The following is a 19,925-nucleotide window of genomic DNA, read 5'->3' as shown; positions in this document are numbered from 1 at the left end:
ATCTAGTCATTTGATAGCGTGACTTGTTTTTAGTTACGCGCTTCAATCCAATGTTGATTCATTAGAGATTATCAGCACGCACTACGTTCCTCTATACGTAGTACTACGTATAGAGGAACGCATAATCTTCTACTATTGCATATCTTTTCAATGGTCAAGTAAAAACAGCCTGCGATTTATAATTAACCCTGTGCTTTGTCGCCATCTCGGCGATACTGCGCGTACCCGCAGATCCTTCGCTCTCGCGAAAGAGCTCTTTGACCTTGGCTATTTCCTTTGCCGTTGCGACACATGCAGACCTTTTTGAACGTTGTACCCAGTGTTTAAAGCAGCTGCTATGTACGCCAAACAGCTTTTTCACTGGATAGCTCGTCTTGAGTTTCTCGATTAGCGAAAAGTGTTCAGGGAGTCCGACATCAAGAGAGCGGTAGCTTTTTTAGGATGTCTTTTTCCATCTCAATATCACGGATGCGCTTTTAAGCGCGCGAATATTGAGCTGATCGGGTGTCATGGGCGTTGCTTTAGGGCGTTGGCCATCGCGCTCTTGGCGACGTCAACCCTGGATCGAGATTCGGCGGTCTCAAGTTCAGGGCCGTCGACGCCAGCCATGTGACGCCGTAATCTTTGCAGTAGTGGTCGAAATTGGTGTGCCAGCCGGCACTCCTTGCCGATTGAGCTCACAGCTTAGCCGGCTCAGCGTATGGGCAACGCCGTTGATGTCCGGTGACCATGTTTCACTAACGATACAGAGCCGCATGAGCGATTTATCCCTTCATCACGTTTATACGCAGTGTGGGAGAGGAGAATGACACTGCTGAGTCAAACCGATGAATAAGCGATGACACGCGGGCATTAGTCCGAAGAATGCAGGGTGGTCAGACCGAGAAAGATGCGGAATGGGCTTATATTTAAATAACGTTAATCTGAATATTAGTTAACATCTATATGTTAACGTTTTATGGCGTTTTTATTTTTTCATTATAAATAAAATTAAGTCCAAAAAAATTAAAACGTTAAAATTAATGAAATATAACTGCTTTAAGGTTCCCAGCGCTAAGGCGTTATTTGTTCTTCGCCGTGACTAGCAATGCTCAAGTATTGACTACTTCAATGGGAACACGCATGTTTAAAAAAATGACTCTGGCCCTAGCCGTTAGCAGCTTATTAGGAGCCACTGCAGCACAAGCAGCCACCGTTTATGATCAAGATGGTACTGATCTGGAGATCTATGGTCGTATCGCGATGGGTTTTGAAGGCGGTGGTGTTAAGAACGGTGTAGACAACGGTGAGGAGTTCCGTAACTTTGGCTCACGCCTACGGATTACCGCTGGCCACCAGGTCTCTCGCGATCTGCGCGCTTTTGCTCGCGTTGAGTGGCGCTTTAGAGCCGATGAGCGAAGCAGCCCTGGTTTTGATGAAGTCCGCAACAGCTACCTTGGTTTAGAAAGTAAGCAGTTCGGTACCTTTATGGCCGGTAGCTACAATAGCTTCTACGATAACTACGTGATGGCACCGTTCGACGTTTACGTTGAGCGTGGCTATGAATTCGCTGGCGGTGGCTTGCAGTCACGTGGTGACTCTGTTGGCTACAAATCACCTAAAATCAATGGCTTTCAAGCTATGCTGTCTGCGAAACACTTTTCTGAACGCGGCTTAACCGACGTTGAACAGAACGGTGAAGGTAGCGCTATCGCAACGCAAGGTGGCGTGGTTTATGAAACGGGGCCGGCTCGTTTAGCGCTAGGCTACGTTGAAGACACTGTGCGTGGCGGCGGTAACGGTGACATGCGATATGGTGCTACAGGCGAGTTTGCCATTACCGATGGTGTCTCTGCTCGTGTTGGTTATGAAACCCGCGGCGATGATGATGTCTACGGCGGCGGTTTCGATAAAATCGGTGTTGGTGCTACTTTCGCGATTGATTCATGGAAGTTCTTTGCCGATTACTACAACATCGAGGTGGACGGTGCTAGCAGTGATCGCAACGCTTGGGCGTTAGGGTCAATGTACAAGCTGTCTAGCAATTTCGATATGTTCCTTGAGCTTAATGATCGTAATCTAGATGCTGTTAACGATTACGAAGAAGATACGTACTTCGCATTAGGCGCTCGCTACCACTTTTAATTAACAGAATGTTTTTAGCAGTCGCGTTATTTTAGTTCTTTTCTCTTAGTTAGCTCGCATGTTTCGATCTTTACCGGTGTGGATGCTTCCACACCGGTTTTTAGTGTGTCCGAAAAGTTATTTAAGTGATGGGGCATTTTTTTGCTAATATTATAAACTCGATATAAAAGGAGCCGTTAAAATGCATTTTAATCGATATAGTCTTGCGCTAGGGACAGCACTGTTCATTACCGCCTCCCCTGTGTTGGCCGATAGCTACACGCTGACGATTTTTCATACCAACGATCTCCACGGGCGGACCGATCAGTATCCCTATTTGGTGACCGCGTTGAATCACGCGCGTGAGCAGTATGGCGAAGGGCTATTACTCGATGCTGGTGACATCTTTTCTGGCACGCTGTATTTCAATGAGTTTCAGGGCCAAGATGCGCTGGAGTTTATGAATCTCATGGGTTACGAAGCCTTGGTTCCCGGTAATCATGAGTTTGATTTGGGTGACCCGGAAGAAGGGCATCAGGCGCTAGCGGCGTTTTTTGCGGGTGCTGACTTCCCTATTTTAGGCGCCAATCTAGACTTCTCGGCAGCCCCTGAGTTTGCACACATGCTGGGCGAGCCGCTTAGCGCCGACTCCCAAGCGGGCAAGCTTTATGACGGTATTATTATCGAACATCGCGGTGAGCGAATCGGCATCTTTGGGCTAAGTACTCAAGATAGCGAGACAATTTCAAGCCCCGGCCAAGTCGCTATCAGTGATTATCAACAAGCTGCTGAGGACATGGTGACAAGCTTTGAAGATCGAGGCGTGAACAAGATTATTGCGCTGACTCATTTGGGTTACGACAGCGACCCAAGCGTGGGCAATGACCTGCTGTTGGCCCAGCACGTGGAAGGGGTGGACTTGATCATCGGTGGGCACAGCCATACGCATCTGGAATCGCCCGTCACGGTGGCCGAGAACGACCTGGGCGAGCCTAAAGCGCCCACGGTGATTGGTCAGGCGAACGAGTACGGCAAGTACCTGGGCGTGATGCAAGTCACCTTCGATGACGGCGGCTTGGTGCTCGATGCCAGTGGTGAACTGCTGGCGGCAGAGGATTTCGAGCCTGATGCTCAAGCGCTTGAGATGCTCGAGCCGTACACCGCTCGAATCGAAGAAGTACGCGATACCCAAGTGGGCGCTCACCTGAATACACCGCTTCCCAACCCGCGTCATGGCAATGGCGATGAACAAAGTGTGCGTGCCGATGAAACCGCGCTGGGTAACCTGATTGCCGATGGTCAGCTTGCGGCCGCCCGCCGGGTGAACCCGGACACCGTGCTGGCGCTACAAAACGGCGGTGGCATTCGCGAGCCGATTGCCGAGGGCGATATCACCGTCGGCGAGCTGATCGCAGTGCAGCCCTTCGGCAATCGGTTGACGCTAATGGACGTGACGGGCACCGAGCTTCTTGAAACCATCGAGATTGCCTTGGCGGGCGCGCCGGATGAAAGCGGCGCTTTCTTGCAGATATCGCGCGGCACCCAAGTGGAATATGACAGCCGCGAACCCGCTGGTGGGCGCGTGGTGAGGCTGAAAGTGACTGAAAGTGGCAAGTTGCAGGACGTTGACCCTGCGCGTACCTACACAATCGCCACCAATAACTTCACCGCTGCCGGCGGCGACAGCCATGCTGCGCTCAAGGCCGCCTATGATGACGAACGCAGCACCATCGTGGGTAACACCGACTGGGAGATGCTGCGTGACTACATGGTGACGATTGGCGAAGTGGATTATCAGGTTGAAGGGCGGATTATCGACATTGCTGCCAGGGAGTCTTAAGACTACTTGCGGCGTTAACTTATGGACTAATCCCCCATGCGTTGCCCCGTGTCGCTGTTGAAAGGATGCAGCGCTTCGCGGGTTACAAAAAATCGCAGTGTTTCACCTTCGGCGACCGGCGGCTGGCCTGAAACGCGAATGACGATGGGCTGGTCGCTTTCGGCAAGCGTCACGTACAGATGGCTTTCGGCACCGGCGGCTTCAAATAGCGCAAGGGTTGATTCGACGATTAAGTGGGGCGTGGCAGGGGGTATTAAGTGCATATCATCAGGACGAATGCCGACGATATCGGTGCCTTCTGGCAAGTCATCCAGCAGGCCGCAGGCGCCTTTTTCCATTAGATAGTTCACCGGCAGCATGTTCATGGCGGGGGAGCCGATAAATCCCGCAACGAATAGGGTTGCCGGTCTCGCATAAATTTCCATTGGCGTGCCGACTTGCTCAATCCGCCCGGCATTTAAAACGACTAAACGGTCACCTAGTGTCATGGCTTCCAACTGGTCGTGGGTGACGTACAGACTGGTCGTTTTCAAGCGCCGTTGGAGCTGCTTAATTTCGACACGCATTTGCACGCGCAGTTTGGCATCCAGATTAGACAGCGGCTCGTCGAACAAAAACGCGGCGGGGTCGCGGACCAGCGCCCGTCCCATCGCAACGCGCTGGCGCTGGCCGCCGGAGAGCTTGCGCGGCTTGCGTTCTAGGAACTCCTCAATTTCGAGCATTTTGGCCGCTTTACGCACGCGCACTTCGATCTCGGGCTTTTTGAAGCCACGGTTCTTTAATCCGTAAGCGAGATTGTTGTACACCGTCATGTGTGGATAAAGCGCATAGTTCTGAAACACCATGGCAATATCGCGTTCGGCGGGTTCGAGTTTATTGACCACGCGATCGCCGATCTTAAGCGTGCCCTGAGTAATCGTTTCCAGCCCCGCGACCATGCGCAAAAGCGTCGACTTTCCGCAGCCTGAAGGGCCTACCAGCACCACAAACTCGCCGTCTTTAATCGCTAGATCAATGCCCTTTACCGCATGCACATCGCCCGCGTAGGTTTTCTCAAGCCCTTCCAAGGTAATACTGGCCATGTTATTTCTCCGTCTCGGTCAGGCCTTTCACAAACATTTTTTGCATGAACAGCACCACTAATACTGGTGGCAGCATGGCAAGCATCACGGTCGCCATAATCAGGTTCCAGGCGGGTACGCGGTCGGATGATGCCATCAGCCGCTTGATGCCCAGCACGATGGTATAGAAGTCTTCGTCGGTGGTGACCAGCAGTGGCCACAGGTACTGCACCCAGCCGTAGATGAACATGATTACGAAAAGCGCGGCGATATTGGTGATCGATACCGGAAGCAGAATGTCCTTAAAGAACTTCATCGGCCCGGCGCCGTCCACCCGGCTCGCTTCCATCAGCTCTTCAGGCACCGTCATGAAGAACTGACGGAATAGGAAGGTCGCGGTAGCTGAGGCAATCAATGGCAGCGTCAACCCCGCGTAGGAGTTGAGCATGCCCAGGTCGGCAACGACCGCATAGGTGGGGATGATACGAACTTCGACCGGTAGCATTAGGGTGATGAAAATGATCCAGAATGCCAGCATGCGAAACGGAAAGCGGAAATAGACAATCGCAAAGGCGGATAGAATCGAAATGGCGATCTTGCCGATGGCAATGGTCAGCGCCATGATCAGCGAGTTGCCCAGCATCAGCAACACCGGCGGCGTGCCGCCCACCTGCCAGCCGGAGCCCAGCATCTGTTTATAGGAGGCCCACATATTTTCGCCGGGCAGTAGCGGCAGCACGCCGCGCACGAAGGCGCTGGATTCGTGAGTCGAGGCGATAAACGCCACGTATACCGGAAACGCCACGACCAGCACGCCAGCGATCAGCACCAGGTGGGTCAGGATGTTCAGATAGGGTCTGTTTTCAACCATGTCGATACTCAAATAAGTGAATAGCCTTAACGCGCTAGTAGTTGACCCGACGCTCCACATATCGGAACTGGATAAACGTCAGAATGATCACAATGCCCATCAGCAGCACCGACTGCGCGGATGAGGAACCAATATTCAGCCCCGCCACACCATCGGTGTAGACCTTGTAGACCAGCGTCATGGTCGCCTGGCCTGGCCCGCCGGCAGTGGTGGCATCAATCACCCCGAAGGTGTCGAACATCACATAGTTGATGTTGATGATCAGCAAAAAGAAGGTAGTGGGCGATAAAAGCGGCAGCACGATGGTCCAGAAACGCTTGAAGGGCCCCGCGCCATCAATGGCTGCCGCCTCCATCAGCGACTGTGGCACCGATTGCAGCCCGGCCAGGAAAAACAGAAAGTTGTAGGAAATCTGCTTCCAGGCGGCTGCAATGGTGATCAAAATCATCGCCTGAGTGCCCGAAACGCGGTGGTTCCAGCTGATGCCGAACCAATCAAGCAGATGCGGTAAAAGGCCGATGGTGGGATTGAACAGAAACCACCACAGCACCCCGGCAACCACCGGAGCGACGGCGTAAGGCCAGACCAGCAGCGTGGTGTAGAACTTGGCGCTCTTCAGTACGCGGTTGACACAAACGGCGAGTAAAAGCGCCAGACTCATCGAAAGAACCGTCACCGAGAGGGAAAAAATCGCGGTGCGCCCTAGTGCATTCAGATAGCTGGGGTCGGCCAGAATACGTGCATAGTTCTCAAGGCCGATGAACGTCGTCTTGAAGCCAAACGCATCGGTACGCTCGAAACTCGATTTGACCGCCTGGCTTGCCGGCCAGATAAAAAACACCAGCGTGATCGCTAATTGCGGCGCCAAGAGTAAAAAAGGGAGCCACCGATTTTGATAGGTGGAGCGTTTGGTCTGCATGGCACATCCTGTCTTACTATCGTTGGTGCGGCTGGCCGCTGTGGACAGCTGCCAGGAAGTAAGCCATCCCATAGGCTCCGGTGATCAGGGCGTATGGGATGGCTCCTATAACAAACCCCGGCTATAAAAGCCGGGGCCTTTTTACCAGTAACGAGAAGGGCTTAGTTATTGGCAGCCTCGAAGTCGCGCAGGATCTGATTGCCGCGACGAGCCGCATCATCCAGCGCTTGCTGGCCGCTCTTGTTGCCAGCCAGTACGGCCTGGAACTCTTCGTCCAGAACCATGCGCACCTGTGGGTAGTTGCCAAAGCGCAGGCCCTTGGAGTTTTCCGTAGGCTCGTTTAAGTTGATCTGCTCGATGGCGATATCTGCGCCCGGGTTCTCGTCGTAGTAACCCTGCTCCTGGCTCAGCTCATAAGCGGCGGCGGTAATCGGCAGGTAGCCGGTGCCCTGGTGCCATTCGGCCTGAACTTCGGGTAAGGAGAGATACTCGAGGAATTCGGCAACGCCTGCGTACTCGCTTTCTTCGTGGCCGGAAAGCACCCACAGGGTCGCGCCGCCAATGATGGAGTTCTGCGGTGCGCCGTCCACGTCATCATAGTAAGGCAGCATGCCAAAGCCCACGTCGAAGTCGGAGTTGGCCAGAACGTCGGCCCGCGACGCTGACGAGTTCATGTACATCGCGCAGTCGCTTGAGTAGAACGAGGGCGCCGCGTCCGGGCCGTTCGCCGGGCCTGCGTAGCTGTAAACGCCGCTATCCGACCACTCCTTCAACTGATCCCAAAAGCGCGCTTGCACCTCACCGTTGAAGACGAACTCGGTATCCAGTCCGCCGAAGCCGTTTTCCTGGGTGCCGATGGGCTGATTGTGCAGCGCTGAGAAGTTCTCAAGGCCCACCCAGTTGGCGGCATAGGCCATGGTGAAGCCACAGGAGGCTGCGCCCTCGTCGACGATTTGCTGGCCCATCTCGCCCATTTCTTGCCAAGTGGTCGGTGGCGTTTCCGGGTCGAGGCCAGCGGCTTCAAAAATGGCTTTGTTGTAGTAAAGAATCGGCGTGGACGAGTTGAACGGCAGGGAGAGCATGTTGCCGTTGGTGTCGGTGTAGTAACCCGTCACTACGGGCAGGTAGTCGTCCGCGTCAAAGGTGTTGCCGTGCTCTTCCATCAGCTCGTAAACCGGGTATATGGCGCCCTGGGCGGCCATCATGGTGCCGGTGCCCACCTCATAAATCTGTACGAGGTGTGGCTGCTCGCCTGCGCGGAAGGCGGCAATGGTGTTGACCATGGTCTGTTCGTATTCGCCCCGGTAGGAGGGCGTGACACGGTACTCATCCTGGGTGGCGTTGAAGTCCTCGGCCAGCGCGCTCAAACGATCGCCCAGCTCGCCGCCCATGGAGTGCCACCAAGTTATTTCGGTCGCTGCGTGAGCCGACAAGCTAAGGCTTGCCGCTGCGATACCTACTGAGAGGGCGTGCAACGTAAAACGAGACATAACAGCTCCTTGTGAGCCTGAATTTCATCAGGCAGTGCAGTACGTTTTTTAAGATTTTTGAATGCACTGAACAATAGAGAGTGTAGGTGACGTTTTGATGAATGCGAGGTGAATACGAAATGAAATTCAGCATTAGGTAAGCAGAGTAGGTTTCATAAGGTGGGAGTGGTAGGGTTAGCGCCATATCACTTGAGAAAGAGAAGATCATGTCTGACACCATCGCGCTTTTGGAAAAACTGGTCGCCTTTGACACCACCTCTAGCGAATCTAATTTAGCGCTGATTGAGTACGTTGAAGGTTACTTAGCTGGGCATGGCGTTAGCGCTGACCGTGTGATGAGTCCTTGTGGCACCAAAGCTAACCTAGTCGCCAGAATTGGCCCTGATGCACCGGGTGGCGTCATGCTTTCTGGGCACACTGACGTGGTGCCGGTGGCCGGACAGCCGTGGTCGAGTGACCCGTTTACGCTGCGCGATGGTGGCGATGGGCGTTTGTATGGGCGTGGCACTTGCGATATGAAAGGCTTTATTGCCTGCGTGTTGGCCAGGGTGCCTACCTGGGTGAAAGCACCGTTGCAGCAGCCGATTTATCTAGGCTTCTCGTACGATGAAGAAATTGGCTGTGTCGGCGCGCCGGACCTTATCCGTTTCTTCTGTGAACACTACTCACAAACGGCCAACGTCATTGTGGGTGAGCCAACCAGCATGCAGCCGGTGGTAGCGCAAAAGGGCGCAACGAACCTGCGTACCACGGTGATTGGTCGTGAAGCGCACAGCAGTCAGGTCAACCAGGGTACGTCAGCGATTCATGTGGCGGCGCGGCTAGTAACCGTTATTGAAGACACAATGGCAGCCTTAGTCGAAGAAGGACGTGTGGATGAGGCCTTTAACGTGCCGCATACCAGCCTGCATGTAGGAAAAATTAAAGGCGGTACGGCGATCAATATTATGGCGCGAGAGTGTCAGTTTGATTGGGAAATCCGCCACCTGCCCACCGAAACGTTTGAGTCGGTCTATGCGCGTTTCGATGCATTTTGTGCACAGTTAACCGCTGAACTACAGGCGAAAGGCAAGCACGTTGAGATCACCACTACGCCCCTTAGCCCGACAGTGCCGGGGCTGGCTGATCGTGATAATGACTACGTACTACGTTTAGCCAAAGATCATTTGCCAGCTGCCTGCTGCAACCACGCAGTGGCTTACGCCACCGAGGCCGGGCAGTTTCAAGGCCAAGGCTTGCAAACCATTATTCTCGGCCCTGGCAGCATCGCCCAGGCGCACCAGCCCGATGAGTATGTTGAGATAGAACAGCTGCAAGCCTGCGATGATTTTCTAGCTAAGATGGGTAAAGCGCTGGAGCAGCCGGCTTAACAAGCGCGCTGCCTGATAACAAAAATCCCACCCTGTTAAAGGGGTGGGATTGTTTTCAAGCACACATTAAATAAGATGTTTATAGCGCATCAGTGCTGAGAGTGTTGCTCATAAAGCTCGGCTTTGGCATGACGCATCACGTCTTCGCACGCCTGCTGCTGGGCTAACTGCGTTAGCAGACGCTGAGTGACTTCAAAGCCTTTACCTAAACACGTGTCTACTTCTTGGGGGCTAACCATTGGCGTCACGCGGTAGTCAATTTTTACCGTGCGCCCGCCGCCTTCCAGTCGATCCGCAACACCCCTGAGCCGCCATGCGACTCTCTCTTTCCAAGTGGCTGATTCTTCCGCGCCTTCGTTTACGCTAAACGTGCACTGCCATTCCGGTTTGTAAACCTTCATAGGGAGAACCTCCAAAATTTTGGAAAGAATGATTGGTCGTTATTCGTACTCCGTCGTTTAAATATTTTGCGTTACCACTATATACCCAACCCAGCGGAAATATCGACACAAAACGTATACATGCCGGGCGACGCGCATAGCACCTTTCGGTTAGGCTATGAGCGATGTTGTGAAAGAGCACCTGTTATGACCTTAACGACCCCTAAAACGTGCCACTGTGGTAGCGATTTAACGCTGGATAGCTGCTGTGGTCGCTATCATCACGGTGAGGTGGTGCCTACGCCTGAAGCACTGATGCGTTCTCGCTATGCCGCCTTTGCGCTAGGTCTTAGCGACTACTTACTCGCGACATGGCACACCTCAACGCGGCCAAGCAGCCTGCCGCCTGACCCCGATACCGAGTGGAAAGGGCTCACTATCGTGGCCGCCGAGCCGCCGCTTGCGAATGTCGGTTACGTACATTTTCGCGCCTTTTTTTGTGAACGAAAGCGAGAGCATGGCCGTTGGCATGTGCTTGATGAAGTGTCTCGCTTTACGCACGAAGAACAGCGCTGGTGGTATGTGGACGGCACGCCCACGCTAACGCGTTTAAAGCCGCGCCGTAATGATCCGTGCCTATGTGGTAGCGGGCGTAAATTAAAGGTGTGTTGCGTTGAATAGTGGCATCGTTGAGCCTCAGCAAGCCGGTACTCAATGGTATCTGTACTTACTTGAGTGCCAGCGCGGCACCTATACCGGGATTACCAATAACCTAGCGAAGCGTTATCAGGCGCATTGCCTTGGTAAAGGGGCGCGTTACACGCGGGCGAACCCTCCCGTTGCGCTATTAGGCGCCGAGCCGTTTGAAGATCGCGCCGCCGCTAGCCGTGCTGAATACCAGTTAAAGCAGCAAACAGCGAGCCAGAAACGCCGCTGGGCCAAACAGTGGCCGTATCAATTAGATGCCGATTAAGGAACCTGCATGCTGACGTTTTACTCAGAAAAAAGCCGTTTGCGCCAAGCGCGTACCGAGTTACATGATGGCGCGTTGGTCACACCATTTGAGTGCCCTGAACGCCTTGATCTGGTGCTTAAAAAAATCCGTCAATCTGGCCTTGGCGATATTTGTACGCCCAACGATTATGGCCTGGCACCGGTACTGGCGGTGCATGACGAGCACTACGTCACGTTTTTAGCTAACTGTTGGAAAGAGTGGGGAGCGGCAGGGCACGAAGGTGAGGCGATTCCCAACATCTGGCCGGCGCGGAGCATGCGTGGTGACCGCATTCCGCGCTCTATTAGTGGTCAGCTAGGTTACTACGCTCTGGCGGCGGAAACGTCGATTTCTGAAGGCACCATTGAAGCCGCCATGGCGAGTAAAGATGTGGCACTTGGCGCGGTGGAGCACACTCTACAAACCGGTGAACCAAGCTTCGGACTATGCCGACCGCCCGGCCACCACGCCGCTTATGATCAGTTCGGCGGCTACTGCTTTTTCAATAATGCCGCGGTTGCTGCCCAGCGAGCGTTGGATGCAGGCAAGCGCCGCGTTGCAATTCTGGACGTGGATTTTCACCACGGCAACGGCACCCAGCAGATCTTCTATAGCCGTGACGATGTGCTGTTTATATCGCTGCATGGCGATCCCGAGGTCACCTTTCCCTATTACTTGGGCTACGCTGATGAACAAGGCGAAGGTAATGGCAAAGGCTATAACGTCAATTACCCCATGCCTCCAGGCACCAGCGTCGCTACCTGGATGGCGACCTTGGAAACGGCATTGGCGCAGATTAAGGCCGCTGAATGCGATTGCCTAATTGTGTCATTGGGGGTCGATATCTTTGAGGGCGATCCGATTAGTGCCTTCACCTTTGCGAGCGCCGATTTTGTCGCGCTAGGTAAACGCCTCGCGGAGGCAGGCCTGCCTAGCGTGTTTCTGATGGAAGGGGGCTATGCGGTGGATGCAATTGGTGTCAATGTAGTCAATGTGTTACAAGGTTTTGAACAAGGTCTTCACTAATATTCAACAACGGACAAAGTTTAACCAGTGACAGCGGCCAGTAAATCGGGCAGGCTGACGCCCTTTAAACGGGGCAGGGAGCTTAAGCGTGGCAGTGTATGGCGGCATTCAGGCACATGAATTGGAACGTTGGCTCAACGCGTTGACCAACGCAGCGTATGATCGACGCTGTCCGCTGGCAAAAGTACACGGTGGTAATGCCCGCGCACGCACTGCCCGGCAGAATTTATTACTGTTAGCCCATGATTACCGCAGTGGCCAGCGCACCCGCGAAGAGAGTGCTTTTATCCTGGGGCGCTGGTGCGAAACGTACCTTTCCGAAGCGGAATGGTACGTGCTGGTCGGCACCCGCCAGGCACCTTCCCAGCCCCAAAATGAAGAAGAACGCAGCCTTACCGTTCTCAAGCAGCACCGGGTGGGATAATTTCGTGTGCATGCAAAGCGTATAGGTACGCAGCTTTAAAACTCCCGAAATGGGAGTTTTTTGTGCGTGTACTGAAATTTTCAGGTGTTAACGGCGGGATGAATTCGCGGGTGTTATACGATTATAAATTGACAAAAGTTTAACAATATAAGTAGTTTGAAGTAATTACTACATACGACTAATGGTTTACGAACGCTCTGGGCAGCCTACATTGACGCTGATCAAAAGACAGCGCTGCCCACGAGCAGGGAGCATGGCATCTTGTGATAACGACACCCGCGCTATCGGTTCGCTCCTTGAGCGTGAATTTTGGTTCTAACTGCGTTGTTAATAATCTAAGTTTTGATGTTTATCCTGGCAAGACAACCGCCATCGTCGGTGAGTCAGGTTCAGGAAAGTCGGTGACGTCACTTGCCATCATGCGTTTAGTTGAATACATGAACGCTGAGATTACCCAAGGCTCGATACATTTTTGTCGCGATGCCGAGGGTGGGCAAACGCAAGACCTCGCGCAGCTTTCCGATAAGGCGATGCGCAAGATACGTGGCAAGGAAATTGCCATGATCTTTCAAGAGCCGATGACGTCGCTGAACCCGGTTTACACTATCGGTGACCAAATTACCGAAGTACTCGTCCTGCATGAAAAACATACCAAGGCCACGGCACAAGCTGAGGCGGTCAAATTGCTTAAGTTGGTGCGCTTGGCCGATGCAGAAGCACTGCTGAAGCGCTACCCTCATCAGCTATCGGGCGGCATGCGTCAGCGGGTAATGATCGCCATGGCGTTAGCTTGCCGACCGAAGGTGCTGGTAGCCGATGAGCCTACCACGGCACTGGACGTGACGATTCAGGCCCAGATTCTTACCATCATGCGCGACCTTCAGCAGGAGCTGGGGATGGCGGTTATCTTTATTACGCATGACATGGGCGTAGTGGCGGAGATGGCCGATCAGGTAGTGGTCATGCGCCATGGCGAGAAGGTAGAGGAGGCCACAGTGGAGGAGATATTTGCCAATCCGCAGCATCCCTACACTCAAGCCTTGCTCGCCGCAGTGCCAACGCTGGGGAGTATGCGAGGCGAGCCGCTGCCACGAATGGACCCTTTGGTTGAATTTAAGGCTAATGCGGCGGTGACGCGGGGTGAAAGCAAAACGCAGGATACCGCTAAAACCGATGCCACTCCGGTGGTAGAGGTGGAAAACCTAGTGACTCGCTTTGATATTCGTAAGGGTTTCTTTGGCGGCATTAGCCATCGAGTGCATGCGGTAGAAAATGTCAGCTTCACTATTTTCCCTGGTGAAACCTTGGCGCTAGTCGGTGAGTCAGGCTCTGGAAAATCGACTATCGGACGCACTATTCAGCAATTGCAAGAAAGTACCAGCGGCACGATACGCTTTAACGGCCAGGCGGTAGCAGACATGTCGCGCGCCGAAAAAATGCGCCTGCGCCAGGAGGTGCAGTACATCTTCCAAGACCCGTTCGCCTCCTTAGATCCACGCAAAACGGTGGGCTTTTCGATTGCTGAGCCGATCCGCACCCATGGTTTGTTGCACGGTACAAAAGCGATACGCCATCGGGTTGATCAACTGTTGGAACGCGTTGGGCTAAGCGCAGAGCAGGCTGATCGCTATCCTCACGAGTTCTCGGGCGGCCAGCGGCAGCGAGTATGTATCGCGCGTGCGCTGGCATCCAAGCCTAAGCTGATTATTGCGGACGAAGCGCTGTCTGCACTAGATGTGTCAATTCAGGCGCAGATTATTCATCTGCTCATGGAGTTGCAGCAAGACGAAGGCTTGGCCTATCTATTCATTAGCCATGACATGGCGGTGGTGGAAAAAATGAGCCATCGCGTTGCAGTGCTGCACTTAGGCCAAGTTGTCGAGCTGGGTGAGCGTCAAGCGGTATTCGATACACCTCAGCACTCTTACACCCGCAAACTCTTGAACGCTGTGCCAGTGGCGGACCCTGGCCATCGGCGAGAGCGAGTGTTGCTACAAGGCGATATTCTCAGCCCCATTCGCAAGGTCGGTGATGAGCCTGAGCATGTGCCGTTAGTGCAGGTGAGCACCGGTCATTTCGTTGCTCAGGAAACCGACACTGACGCGCGTTTGGCATCTTAGTTGCCTGTTGAGCGACCGCCCGGCAGATAGTGCTCTAAAAAAACACCTTGCTCGTTATTTTCTAGCAAGGTTAGTGACAAAAAACAGGAGTGAACCTCATGCAAAAACCTAACATGCTAAAAACTAAAACGGTGCTCAATAGCGTGATCGCGAGCCTGGCCTTAAGCGTTGCCTTTTCAGCATCGGCACAAGCGGGTTCGTTAACTATCGCATCACCCCAGGACCCTGGTACCTGGGATCCTATCGATACTTTTCTAGTCAATTGGGCGTCGGTTGCCACCAATATTTTCGATGGCTTAACGTATCGCGGGCCTGATTTGGAGCTGGTGCCCGGCCTGGCTACCGAGTGGGAGGAGCTGGATGACGGCACCCGTATTCGTTTCACGCTACGCGAAGGCGTCACCTTCCATAACGGCGAACCCTTCAATGCCCAAGCGGTAAAGTTCACTTTTGATCGTTTACTGGGCGAGGAAGGTTCGCGAGGGCCGCAGCGTTCTAACTACACCGCGATTGAAAGCGTCGAAATCATTGATGATTACACCGTTGACTTCCATCTCAATGAGCTGGATCCGGTGTTATTGACCAAGCTTGCTGGTTACGGTGCAATGATCGTACCTCCGGCTTACCTGGAAGAGCATGGCGACGAGTATTTCAATACTCATCCCGTTGGCACTGGCCCCTTCAAGGTGGTGGCGTACAATCCTCGTGAGGATATCCAGCTGGAAGCCTTTGCCGACCATTGGGGCGGGGCGCCGAAGCTGGAAAATGTAACCTATCGCTTTATTTCTGAACCCTCCACCGCTGTTGCTGAGCTGCAGGCAGGGCGTGTTGATATCGTCATCCCACCGACTATTCCTATCGGTATGATTGATACGATCCAAAATCACGACGGTGTGAGCATTGTCAGCGTACCTTCACCGACCGTGGAAGCGATTCGTTTTAACACCCAGTCAGGTATTACCGCCGATGAGCGCGTGCGTAAAGCATTAATCATGGCCGTCGACCGCCAGGCTATTATTGACGCAATTTTAGCGGGTGAAGGCGAGATGATTGCCAGCTTCCAGGGCGCTCAGTCGTTTGGTCATGATCCTGAAATGGAACCGCTGCCCTATGATCCACAGCAGGCTCGCCAGCTGTTGGATGATGCCGGCATCGAGCCTGGCGCTACCGTGCAGATTGATGTGCGAGGTAACGATGCGACCTTTGGCGAGGTGGCTCAAGTCGTCGCTTCCTATCTGCAGGCCGTAGGCGTGACCGCCTCAATCCAGCCTTATGAAACCAATGTGCTGCTGAATGACATTATTCCCGCAGGGCGTACGGGCGAGATGTTCCAACAAAAGTGGGGTGGTTGGACGTTCGATTTCGATAATACGGCCTACCTGATGTACCACAGCGGCGAGCGCTGGAATCCTTACGACAGCGACCCTGAATTAGATGAAATGCTAGAAGCACAGCGCAGTATTTCAGACAAGGATGAGCGTGAAGACCTGCTTCAGGCGATTGCACGCTATACCCAAGATCGCGCGCTGGAAATGCCGCTTTACAGTATTAATGCCTTGTACGGTGTGAACGATCGCGTCGAGAACTTTGAGCCTGCTCCGGATAACCGTATGCGCCTGACCGATGTCGATGTCGCTGACTGAAACGTGATGCAACCTGGCCGCTTGAAAGAGCGGCCGGATACGTGACAGCAGGCACTTCATCTAACGGCGATACGCGCTTAAGAGCAAAGGGGTCATAGTGGCAAAGTTTCTTTTATATCGAATACTGCAGGCTATTTTCGTGGTGATTGCCGTTACGCTAATCGTGTCTTTTGCGATTCGGCTTACCGGCGACCCAGCAGTGATGCTAGCGCAGGGCGCGGGCAGTATTACCGAGGCAGACCTGGTAAAAATTCGTGAAGCGTTAGGCTTGAATCAATCTTTCCTGGCGCAGTATCTGGAGTTCTTGCGTGGCTTATTAGTGGGCGATTTTGGCCGCAGCTTTATGGGTGGCACCCCGGTAAGTGACCTCATTGGGCGTGCTTTACCTGCGACCCTCGCGTTAGCCTTCGTTTCATTGCTGTTGTCTATTGTGATCTCTATTCCGTTAGGCATTAAAGCGGCAGTATCGCGAGGCAAGTGGCCGGATCAAATGATTAGGATTTTTTCCCTGATAGGGCTCTCTTTTCCTAATTTTTGGCTAGCTATCATGCTTGTGCTGCTCTTCTCGATTACCTTCAATCTATTGCCGCCCAGCGGTATGGAGGGAATCGCTAGCTTTATTATGCCCGCTGCCACAATGGCGATCATTTTGACCGCTACTAACGTACGCCTAGTGCGAACGACCATGCTGGATACGCTGCGGTCGCAATACATTATGGTGGCGCGTGCCAAAGGGCTTTCTAATAACGTGGTGCTCTACAAGCATGCGCTACGCAACTGCTCTATCCCGCTGATTACTTATTTCGGTTTGCAGTTTGGCGGGCTGCTGGGCGGTATTGTCGTGGTCGAGCGAGTCTTTAACTGGCCGGGGCTGGGCACGCTAGCTTTCGAAGCGGTGTCGTCGCGTGACTATCCCGTCTTACAGGGCGTAATTACGGTGCTCTCGTTAATGATCATCTCTATCAATCTGATCGTTGATATCGCTTATGGCTTGGTCGACCCTAGGGTACGTAAGGAATAACCATGATGGCTGCTCTCAAAACCGATAAATTAAAACGTTTTAAAAACCTAGAGTTTATTCTCGGTGTGCTGCTATTTGGTGGTATTGGCCTGGCGGTTATTTTCTCTGGCTGGTTGTTTCCGGGCGGCGGCTCGGAGTTAAATTTAGCCTATCGCTTAACGCCGCCGTTAACAGAAGCTGGCTTTCCCTTCGGCACGGACCCGTTAGGTCGGGATGTACTGGCTCGGGTCATTATCGGCGGAGAAATCTCGCTGAAAGTCGGGGTGTACTCTGCACTTGGTGCGGTAGTTATCGGCATTATTATGGGCTTAATATCCGGCTACTACGGCGGATTTGTAGACATGATTGTCATGCGCTTTGCCGATGTACAGCTCGCGCTGCCTTTCATTCTATTGGCGATTACCTTTATTGCGGTGATTGGTGGTGGCCTGACCAACATGATCATCTTGCTGATTATTTCCCAGTGGGTGCAGTACGCGCGCCTAGTTCGGGGGTCGGTGCTTTCGCTACGAGATCGCGAGTTTATCCTGGCGGCCAAAGCGATCGGGGTAAAAGATATCCGCATTCTCTTCCAACATCTGCTGCCCAATTTGATTGGCCCCGTCATCGTGCTGATGACCCTTAACGTGGCGAATAACATTTTGTTGGAAAGCAGCCTGACCTTTTTAGGGCTAGGCGTAGACCCCGTCATTCCTAGCTGGGGCGGCATGTTGGCGGAAGGGCGCACTTATCTGCAAACGGCGTGGTGGGTTAGCGTGTTTCCTGGCCTAGCTATTTTGTTAACCGTGCTAGGGCTTAACTTGCTCGGCGACTGGCTGCGCGATGCGCTTGATCCCACCGGACGTACCTCGCTATGAATAGGCCCAATAGCACCCAGGTCAAGACGCTGCTTGAGCGCTCTTTTCCCCGCACCACGCGTGCCTTGCTGGAAACATACGCCACGCCCGCCTATCAAGGATATCGCCTAGAGGCCTGGGTGTTTGATGACGAAGCCGAGCGTCAACGTACGCAGGCTGCTTTCAAAGCGGCCGGGGTCAGCGCTTGCCTACGCAGTGCCTACAAGCCGCTAGTGCATTTCTTTTTGGAAGAGCTTAGTTGGGTGTCACTGACGTCACTGGTGATTGAGTATCCGGTGTTGGAGCCTTCGTCGCGTCGGTTTCTTCTAGAAGCTTATCCGCTTGCCGCACTGCTTCCAAAAGACGTTACGTTACGCTGGGAGGGCGTTGAGACATCGGCGACCCACTACAGCGTTAAGGTGGAACGCAGCTCAGGTAATCAGGAAACGTATCGTGTCGCCGCGCCCAACCGGTATCATCAAGATCATGTTGGCGAGGACCAGTATTCACCCTGCGGTTGGCTGCGGCTAACCTCGCCTGAGGGCGAAATGAGTGAATCGGTGATTGAGACAGACTACGAAGCGCTCTATCAGGCGGCGATGTCGACGCTAGCGTCAGCGCGGTGGCAGAACGCATCGCCGTACTTCGAAGAACTCAATTTCACGGTGCATTTGCCCAGCAGCGACCGCCGCTTGGCGTGGGACGATGAGCATATTAGCCTCAGCGAAGCGCTCCACGAAGAGCTGTATTTTTCTACTCTGGAGTATTTTCAGCGCCAGGCGGGCTTAGCATTGGGAGATCGTTCGATTCAACCGGGCCAGATTGTGCCGGAAGTGTCGACCCAGGGTGAAACTGCCTACTTGCGAGTGAGCTTACGGCCCTTGGACTCATCGCCGTCGCCACGTGCCGCCGTGGCGCTAGAGACTGCTTCGCAGGCTATTGGCACTGAGCAGGTCAAGCAGACGTTGGCCGCGCTGAGCGGCCAAGCGCTGTATGCAAGTACTCGTGCGGGCAGAGCGGTAGAAGCGCGCTATGTCGTCGGCAGTGACCGTGCTGTGATGATCAGTGCTGGGCAGCACGCCAACGAAACATCGGGTGTTGTCGGGGCATTGCGTGCTGCTGAGCAGCTTGGCGCGCAACCGCAGGCACACTTTGTTATTTCTCCTTTAGAGAATCCCGACGGCTACGCTCTGCAGAATCGGCTCATCGCCACGCAGCCGCGTCATATGCATCATGCCGCGCGCTATACCGCTTTTGGTAATGATCTGCAGAGTCAGCCGCTAGGCCAACCTTTCGAACACGCTATTCGCGAACAGGCTTTTGCGGCCAGCGGTGCCGGGCTGCATGTTAATCTGCATGGCTATCCTGCTCATGAATGGACGCGACCATTAACGGGCTACGTGCCCCGTGGCTTTGAAATGTGGACGATTCCTAAGGGATTCTTTTTGATTCTTCGCCACCAGCCAGGGTGGGAAGTGGCGGCGATGCAATTAGTCGAAGCCGTTACTCAGGCGCTTGCGCAAGTGCCGGGGCTTGTCGAGCTTAATGCCACGCAAATCGCGCTGTTTGAAACCCATGCGGGCGCGCTCACGTTTCCGGTGCTGAATGGCTTTCCTTATCTCATGTCGGAAGATGCTGATCAGCTAACACCATTAATGCTGATTACCGAATATCCTGACGAGACCGTAACCGGCGATGCATTTGTGCAAGCTCATACCGCCCAAATGGCAACGGTAGTGGCGGCCTATAAAGCTTTCCAAACACTCGTATTGAACGACTAAGCACTAGCAGCAGGCGGGATGACATTGAAGCGCCCGGCGATTGGAG

The 19,925-nt window shown here is 53.6% G+C and carries 17 protein-coding genes and 1 pseudogene; 12 read left to right on the top strand and 6 right to left on the bottom strand.

The window, feature by feature from the left end:
• Positions 1–321: 321 nt before the first annotated feature.
• Positions 322–550 (bottom strand): annotated as a pseudogene (locus tag ACT3TR_RS16400) (IS3 family transposase); the annotation flags it as partial.
• A gap of 572 nt (positions 551–1,122) precedes the next feature.
• Between ACT3TR_RS16400 and ACT3TR_RS16395 the strand changes: the two are divergent.
• Both ACT3TR_RS16395 and ACT3TR_RS16390 read left to right on the top strand, forming a co-directional pair.
• Positions 1,123–2,124, top strand: a complete 1,002-nt coding sequence (locus tag ACT3TR_RS16395) for a porin (protein ID WP_444625771.1) — start codon at positions 1,123–1,125, stop codon at positions 2,122–2,124.
• A 181-nt stretch (positions 2,125–2,305) separates the two neighbouring features.
• Entirely contained in the window at positions 2,306–3,943 is a 1,638-nt protein-coding gene (locus ACT3TR_RS16390; RefSeq protein WP_444625772.1) for a bifunctional metallophosphatase/5'-nucleotidase, read from the top strand.
• A 26-nt stretch (positions 3,944–3,969) separates the two neighbouring features.
• Here ACT3TR_RS16390 and ACT3TR_RS16385 read toward each other — a convergent pair whose 3' ends face one another.
• The 4 genes from ACT3TR_RS16385 to ugpB form a co-directional block, all read right to left on the bottom strand.
• Positions 3,970–5,025, bottom strand: coding sequence for a sn-glycerol-3-phosphate import ATP-binding protein UgpC (locus ACT3TR_RS16385; RefSeq protein WP_444625773.1), 1,056 nt, complete (start codon positions 5,023–5,025; stop codon positions 3,970–3,972).
• A gap of 1 nt (position 5,026) precedes the next feature.
• Positions 5,027–5,875: a sn-glycerol-3-phosphate ABC transporter permease UgpE gene (gene ugpE / locus ACT3TR_RS16380; protein WP_444625828.1), complete on the bottom strand. Its 849-nt coding sequence runs from the start codon at positions 5,873–5,875 to the stop codon at positions 5,027–5,029.
• Between the two features lie 34 nt (positions 5,876–5,909).
• Positions 5,910–6,794, bottom strand: a complete 885-nt coding sequence (gene ugpA, locus ACT3TR_RS16375) for a sn-glycerol-3-phosphate ABC transporter permease UgpA (RefSeq protein WP_096276418.1) — start codon at positions 6,792–6,794, stop codon at positions 5,910–5,912.
• Positions 6,795–6,955: 161 nt separating this feature from the next.
• On the bottom strand, positions 6,956–8,284 hold the full coding sequence (gene ugpB / locus ACT3TR_RS16370; RefSeq protein WP_441686898.1) for a sn-glycerol-3-phosphate ABC transporter substrate-binding protein UgpB: 1,329 nt from the start codon (positions 8,282–8,284) through the stop codon (positions 6,956–6,958).
• Positions 8,285–8,490: 206 nt separating this feature from the next.
• Between ugpB and argE the strand changes: the two genes are divergently transcribed.
• Positions 8,491–9,654 (top strand): acetylornithine deacetylase, encoded by a 1,164-nt coding sequence (gene argE / locus ACT3TR_RS16365; protein ID WP_444625774.1) that lies wholly within the window; start codon positions 8,491–8,493, stop codon positions 9,652–9,654.
• 89 nt (positions 9,655–9,743) lie between these two features.
• Here the strand turns inward: argE and ACT3TR_RS16360 are convergent, their stop codons facing one another.
• On the bottom strand, positions 9,744–10,055 hold the full coding sequence (locus tag ACT3TR_RS16360; RefSeq protein ID WP_096276403.1) for a hypothetical protein: 312 nt from the start codon (positions 10,053–10,055) through the stop codon (positions 9,744–9,746).
• Between the two features lie 186 nt (positions 10,056–10,241).
• Between ACT3TR_RS16360 and ACT3TR_RS16355 the strand changes: the two genes are divergently transcribed.
• The 9 genes from ACT3TR_RS16355 (at position 10,242) to ACT3TR_RS16315 (ending at position 19,879) form a co-directional block, all read left to right on the top strand.
• Positions 10,242–10,715: a YchJ family protein gene (locus tag ACT3TR_RS16355; protein ID WP_444625775.1), complete on the top strand. Its 474-nt coding sequence runs from the start codon at positions 10,242–10,244 to the stop codon at positions 10,713–10,715.
• Positions 10,708–11,007 carry a GIY-YIG nuclease family protein gene (locus ACT3TR_RS16350; RefSeq protein WP_096276399.1) on the top strand — a complete coding sequence of 100 codons (300 nt, stop codon included), beginning with the start codon at positions 10,708–10,710 and terminating at the stop codon, positions 11,005–11,007. Before ACT3TR_RS16355 ends, ACT3TR_RS16350 begins: the two co-directional genes overlap by 8 nt.
• 9 nt (positions 11,008–11,016) lie before the next feature.
• Positions 11,017–12,054, top strand: a complete 1,038-nt coding sequence (locus ACT3TR_RS16345; protein WP_444625776.1) for a histone deacetylase family protein — start codon at positions 11,017–11,019, stop codon at positions 12,052–12,054.
• 88 nt (positions 12,055–12,142) lie between these two features.
• Positions 12,143–12,478, top strand: coding sequence for a hypothetical protein (locus ACT3TR_RS16340; protein WP_096276395.1), 336 nt, complete (start codon positions 12,143–12,145; stop codon positions 12,476–12,478).
• Positions 12,479–12,741: 263 nt separating this feature from the next.
• Positions 12,742–14,598, top strand: coding sequence for an ABC transporter ATP-binding protein (locus ACT3TR_RS16335; protein ID WP_444625777.1), 1,857 nt, complete (start codon positions 12,742–12,744; stop codon positions 14,596–14,598).
• A gap of 113 nt (positions 14,599–14,711) precedes the next feature.
• Complete coding sequence (locus ACT3TR_RS16330; RefSeq protein ID WP_444625829.1) at positions 14,712–16,241, top strand: ABC transporter substrate-binding protein; 1,530 nt, start codon at positions 14,712–14,714, stop codon at positions 16,239–16,241.
• A gap of 97 nt (positions 16,242–16,338) precedes the next feature.
• Positions 16,339–17,262 (top strand): ABC transporter permease, encoded by a 924-nt coding sequence (locus ACT3TR_RS16325; RefSeq protein WP_096276391.1) that lies wholly within the window; start codon positions 16,339–16,341, stop codon positions 17,260–17,262.
• Positions 17,263–17,264: 2 nt separating this feature from the next.
• Complete coding sequence (locus ACT3TR_RS16320) at positions 17,265–18,119, top strand: ABC transporter permease (RefSeq protein WP_441686398.1); 855 nt, start codon at positions 17,265–17,267, stop codon at positions 18,117–18,119.
• Complete coding sequence (locus tag ACT3TR_RS16315) at positions 18,116–19,879, top strand: peptidase M14 (protein WP_444625778.1); 1,764 nt, start codon at positions 18,116–18,118, stop codon at positions 19,877–19,879. The genes ACT3TR_RS16320 and ACT3TR_RS16315 overlap by 4 nt, the downstream gene beginning before the upstream one ends.
• Positions 19,880–19,925 lie beyond the last annotated feature (46 nt).

Origin of the sequence: Halomonas sp. AOP12-B1-6, from assembly GCF_052379225.1 — a bacterium.
Classification (GTDB): domain Bacteria; phylum Pseudomonadota; class Gammaproteobacteria; order Pseudomonadales; family Halomonadaceae; genus Vreelandella; species Vreelandella casei.
This window is presented reverse-complemented; position numbering and strand designations above follow the sequence as displayed.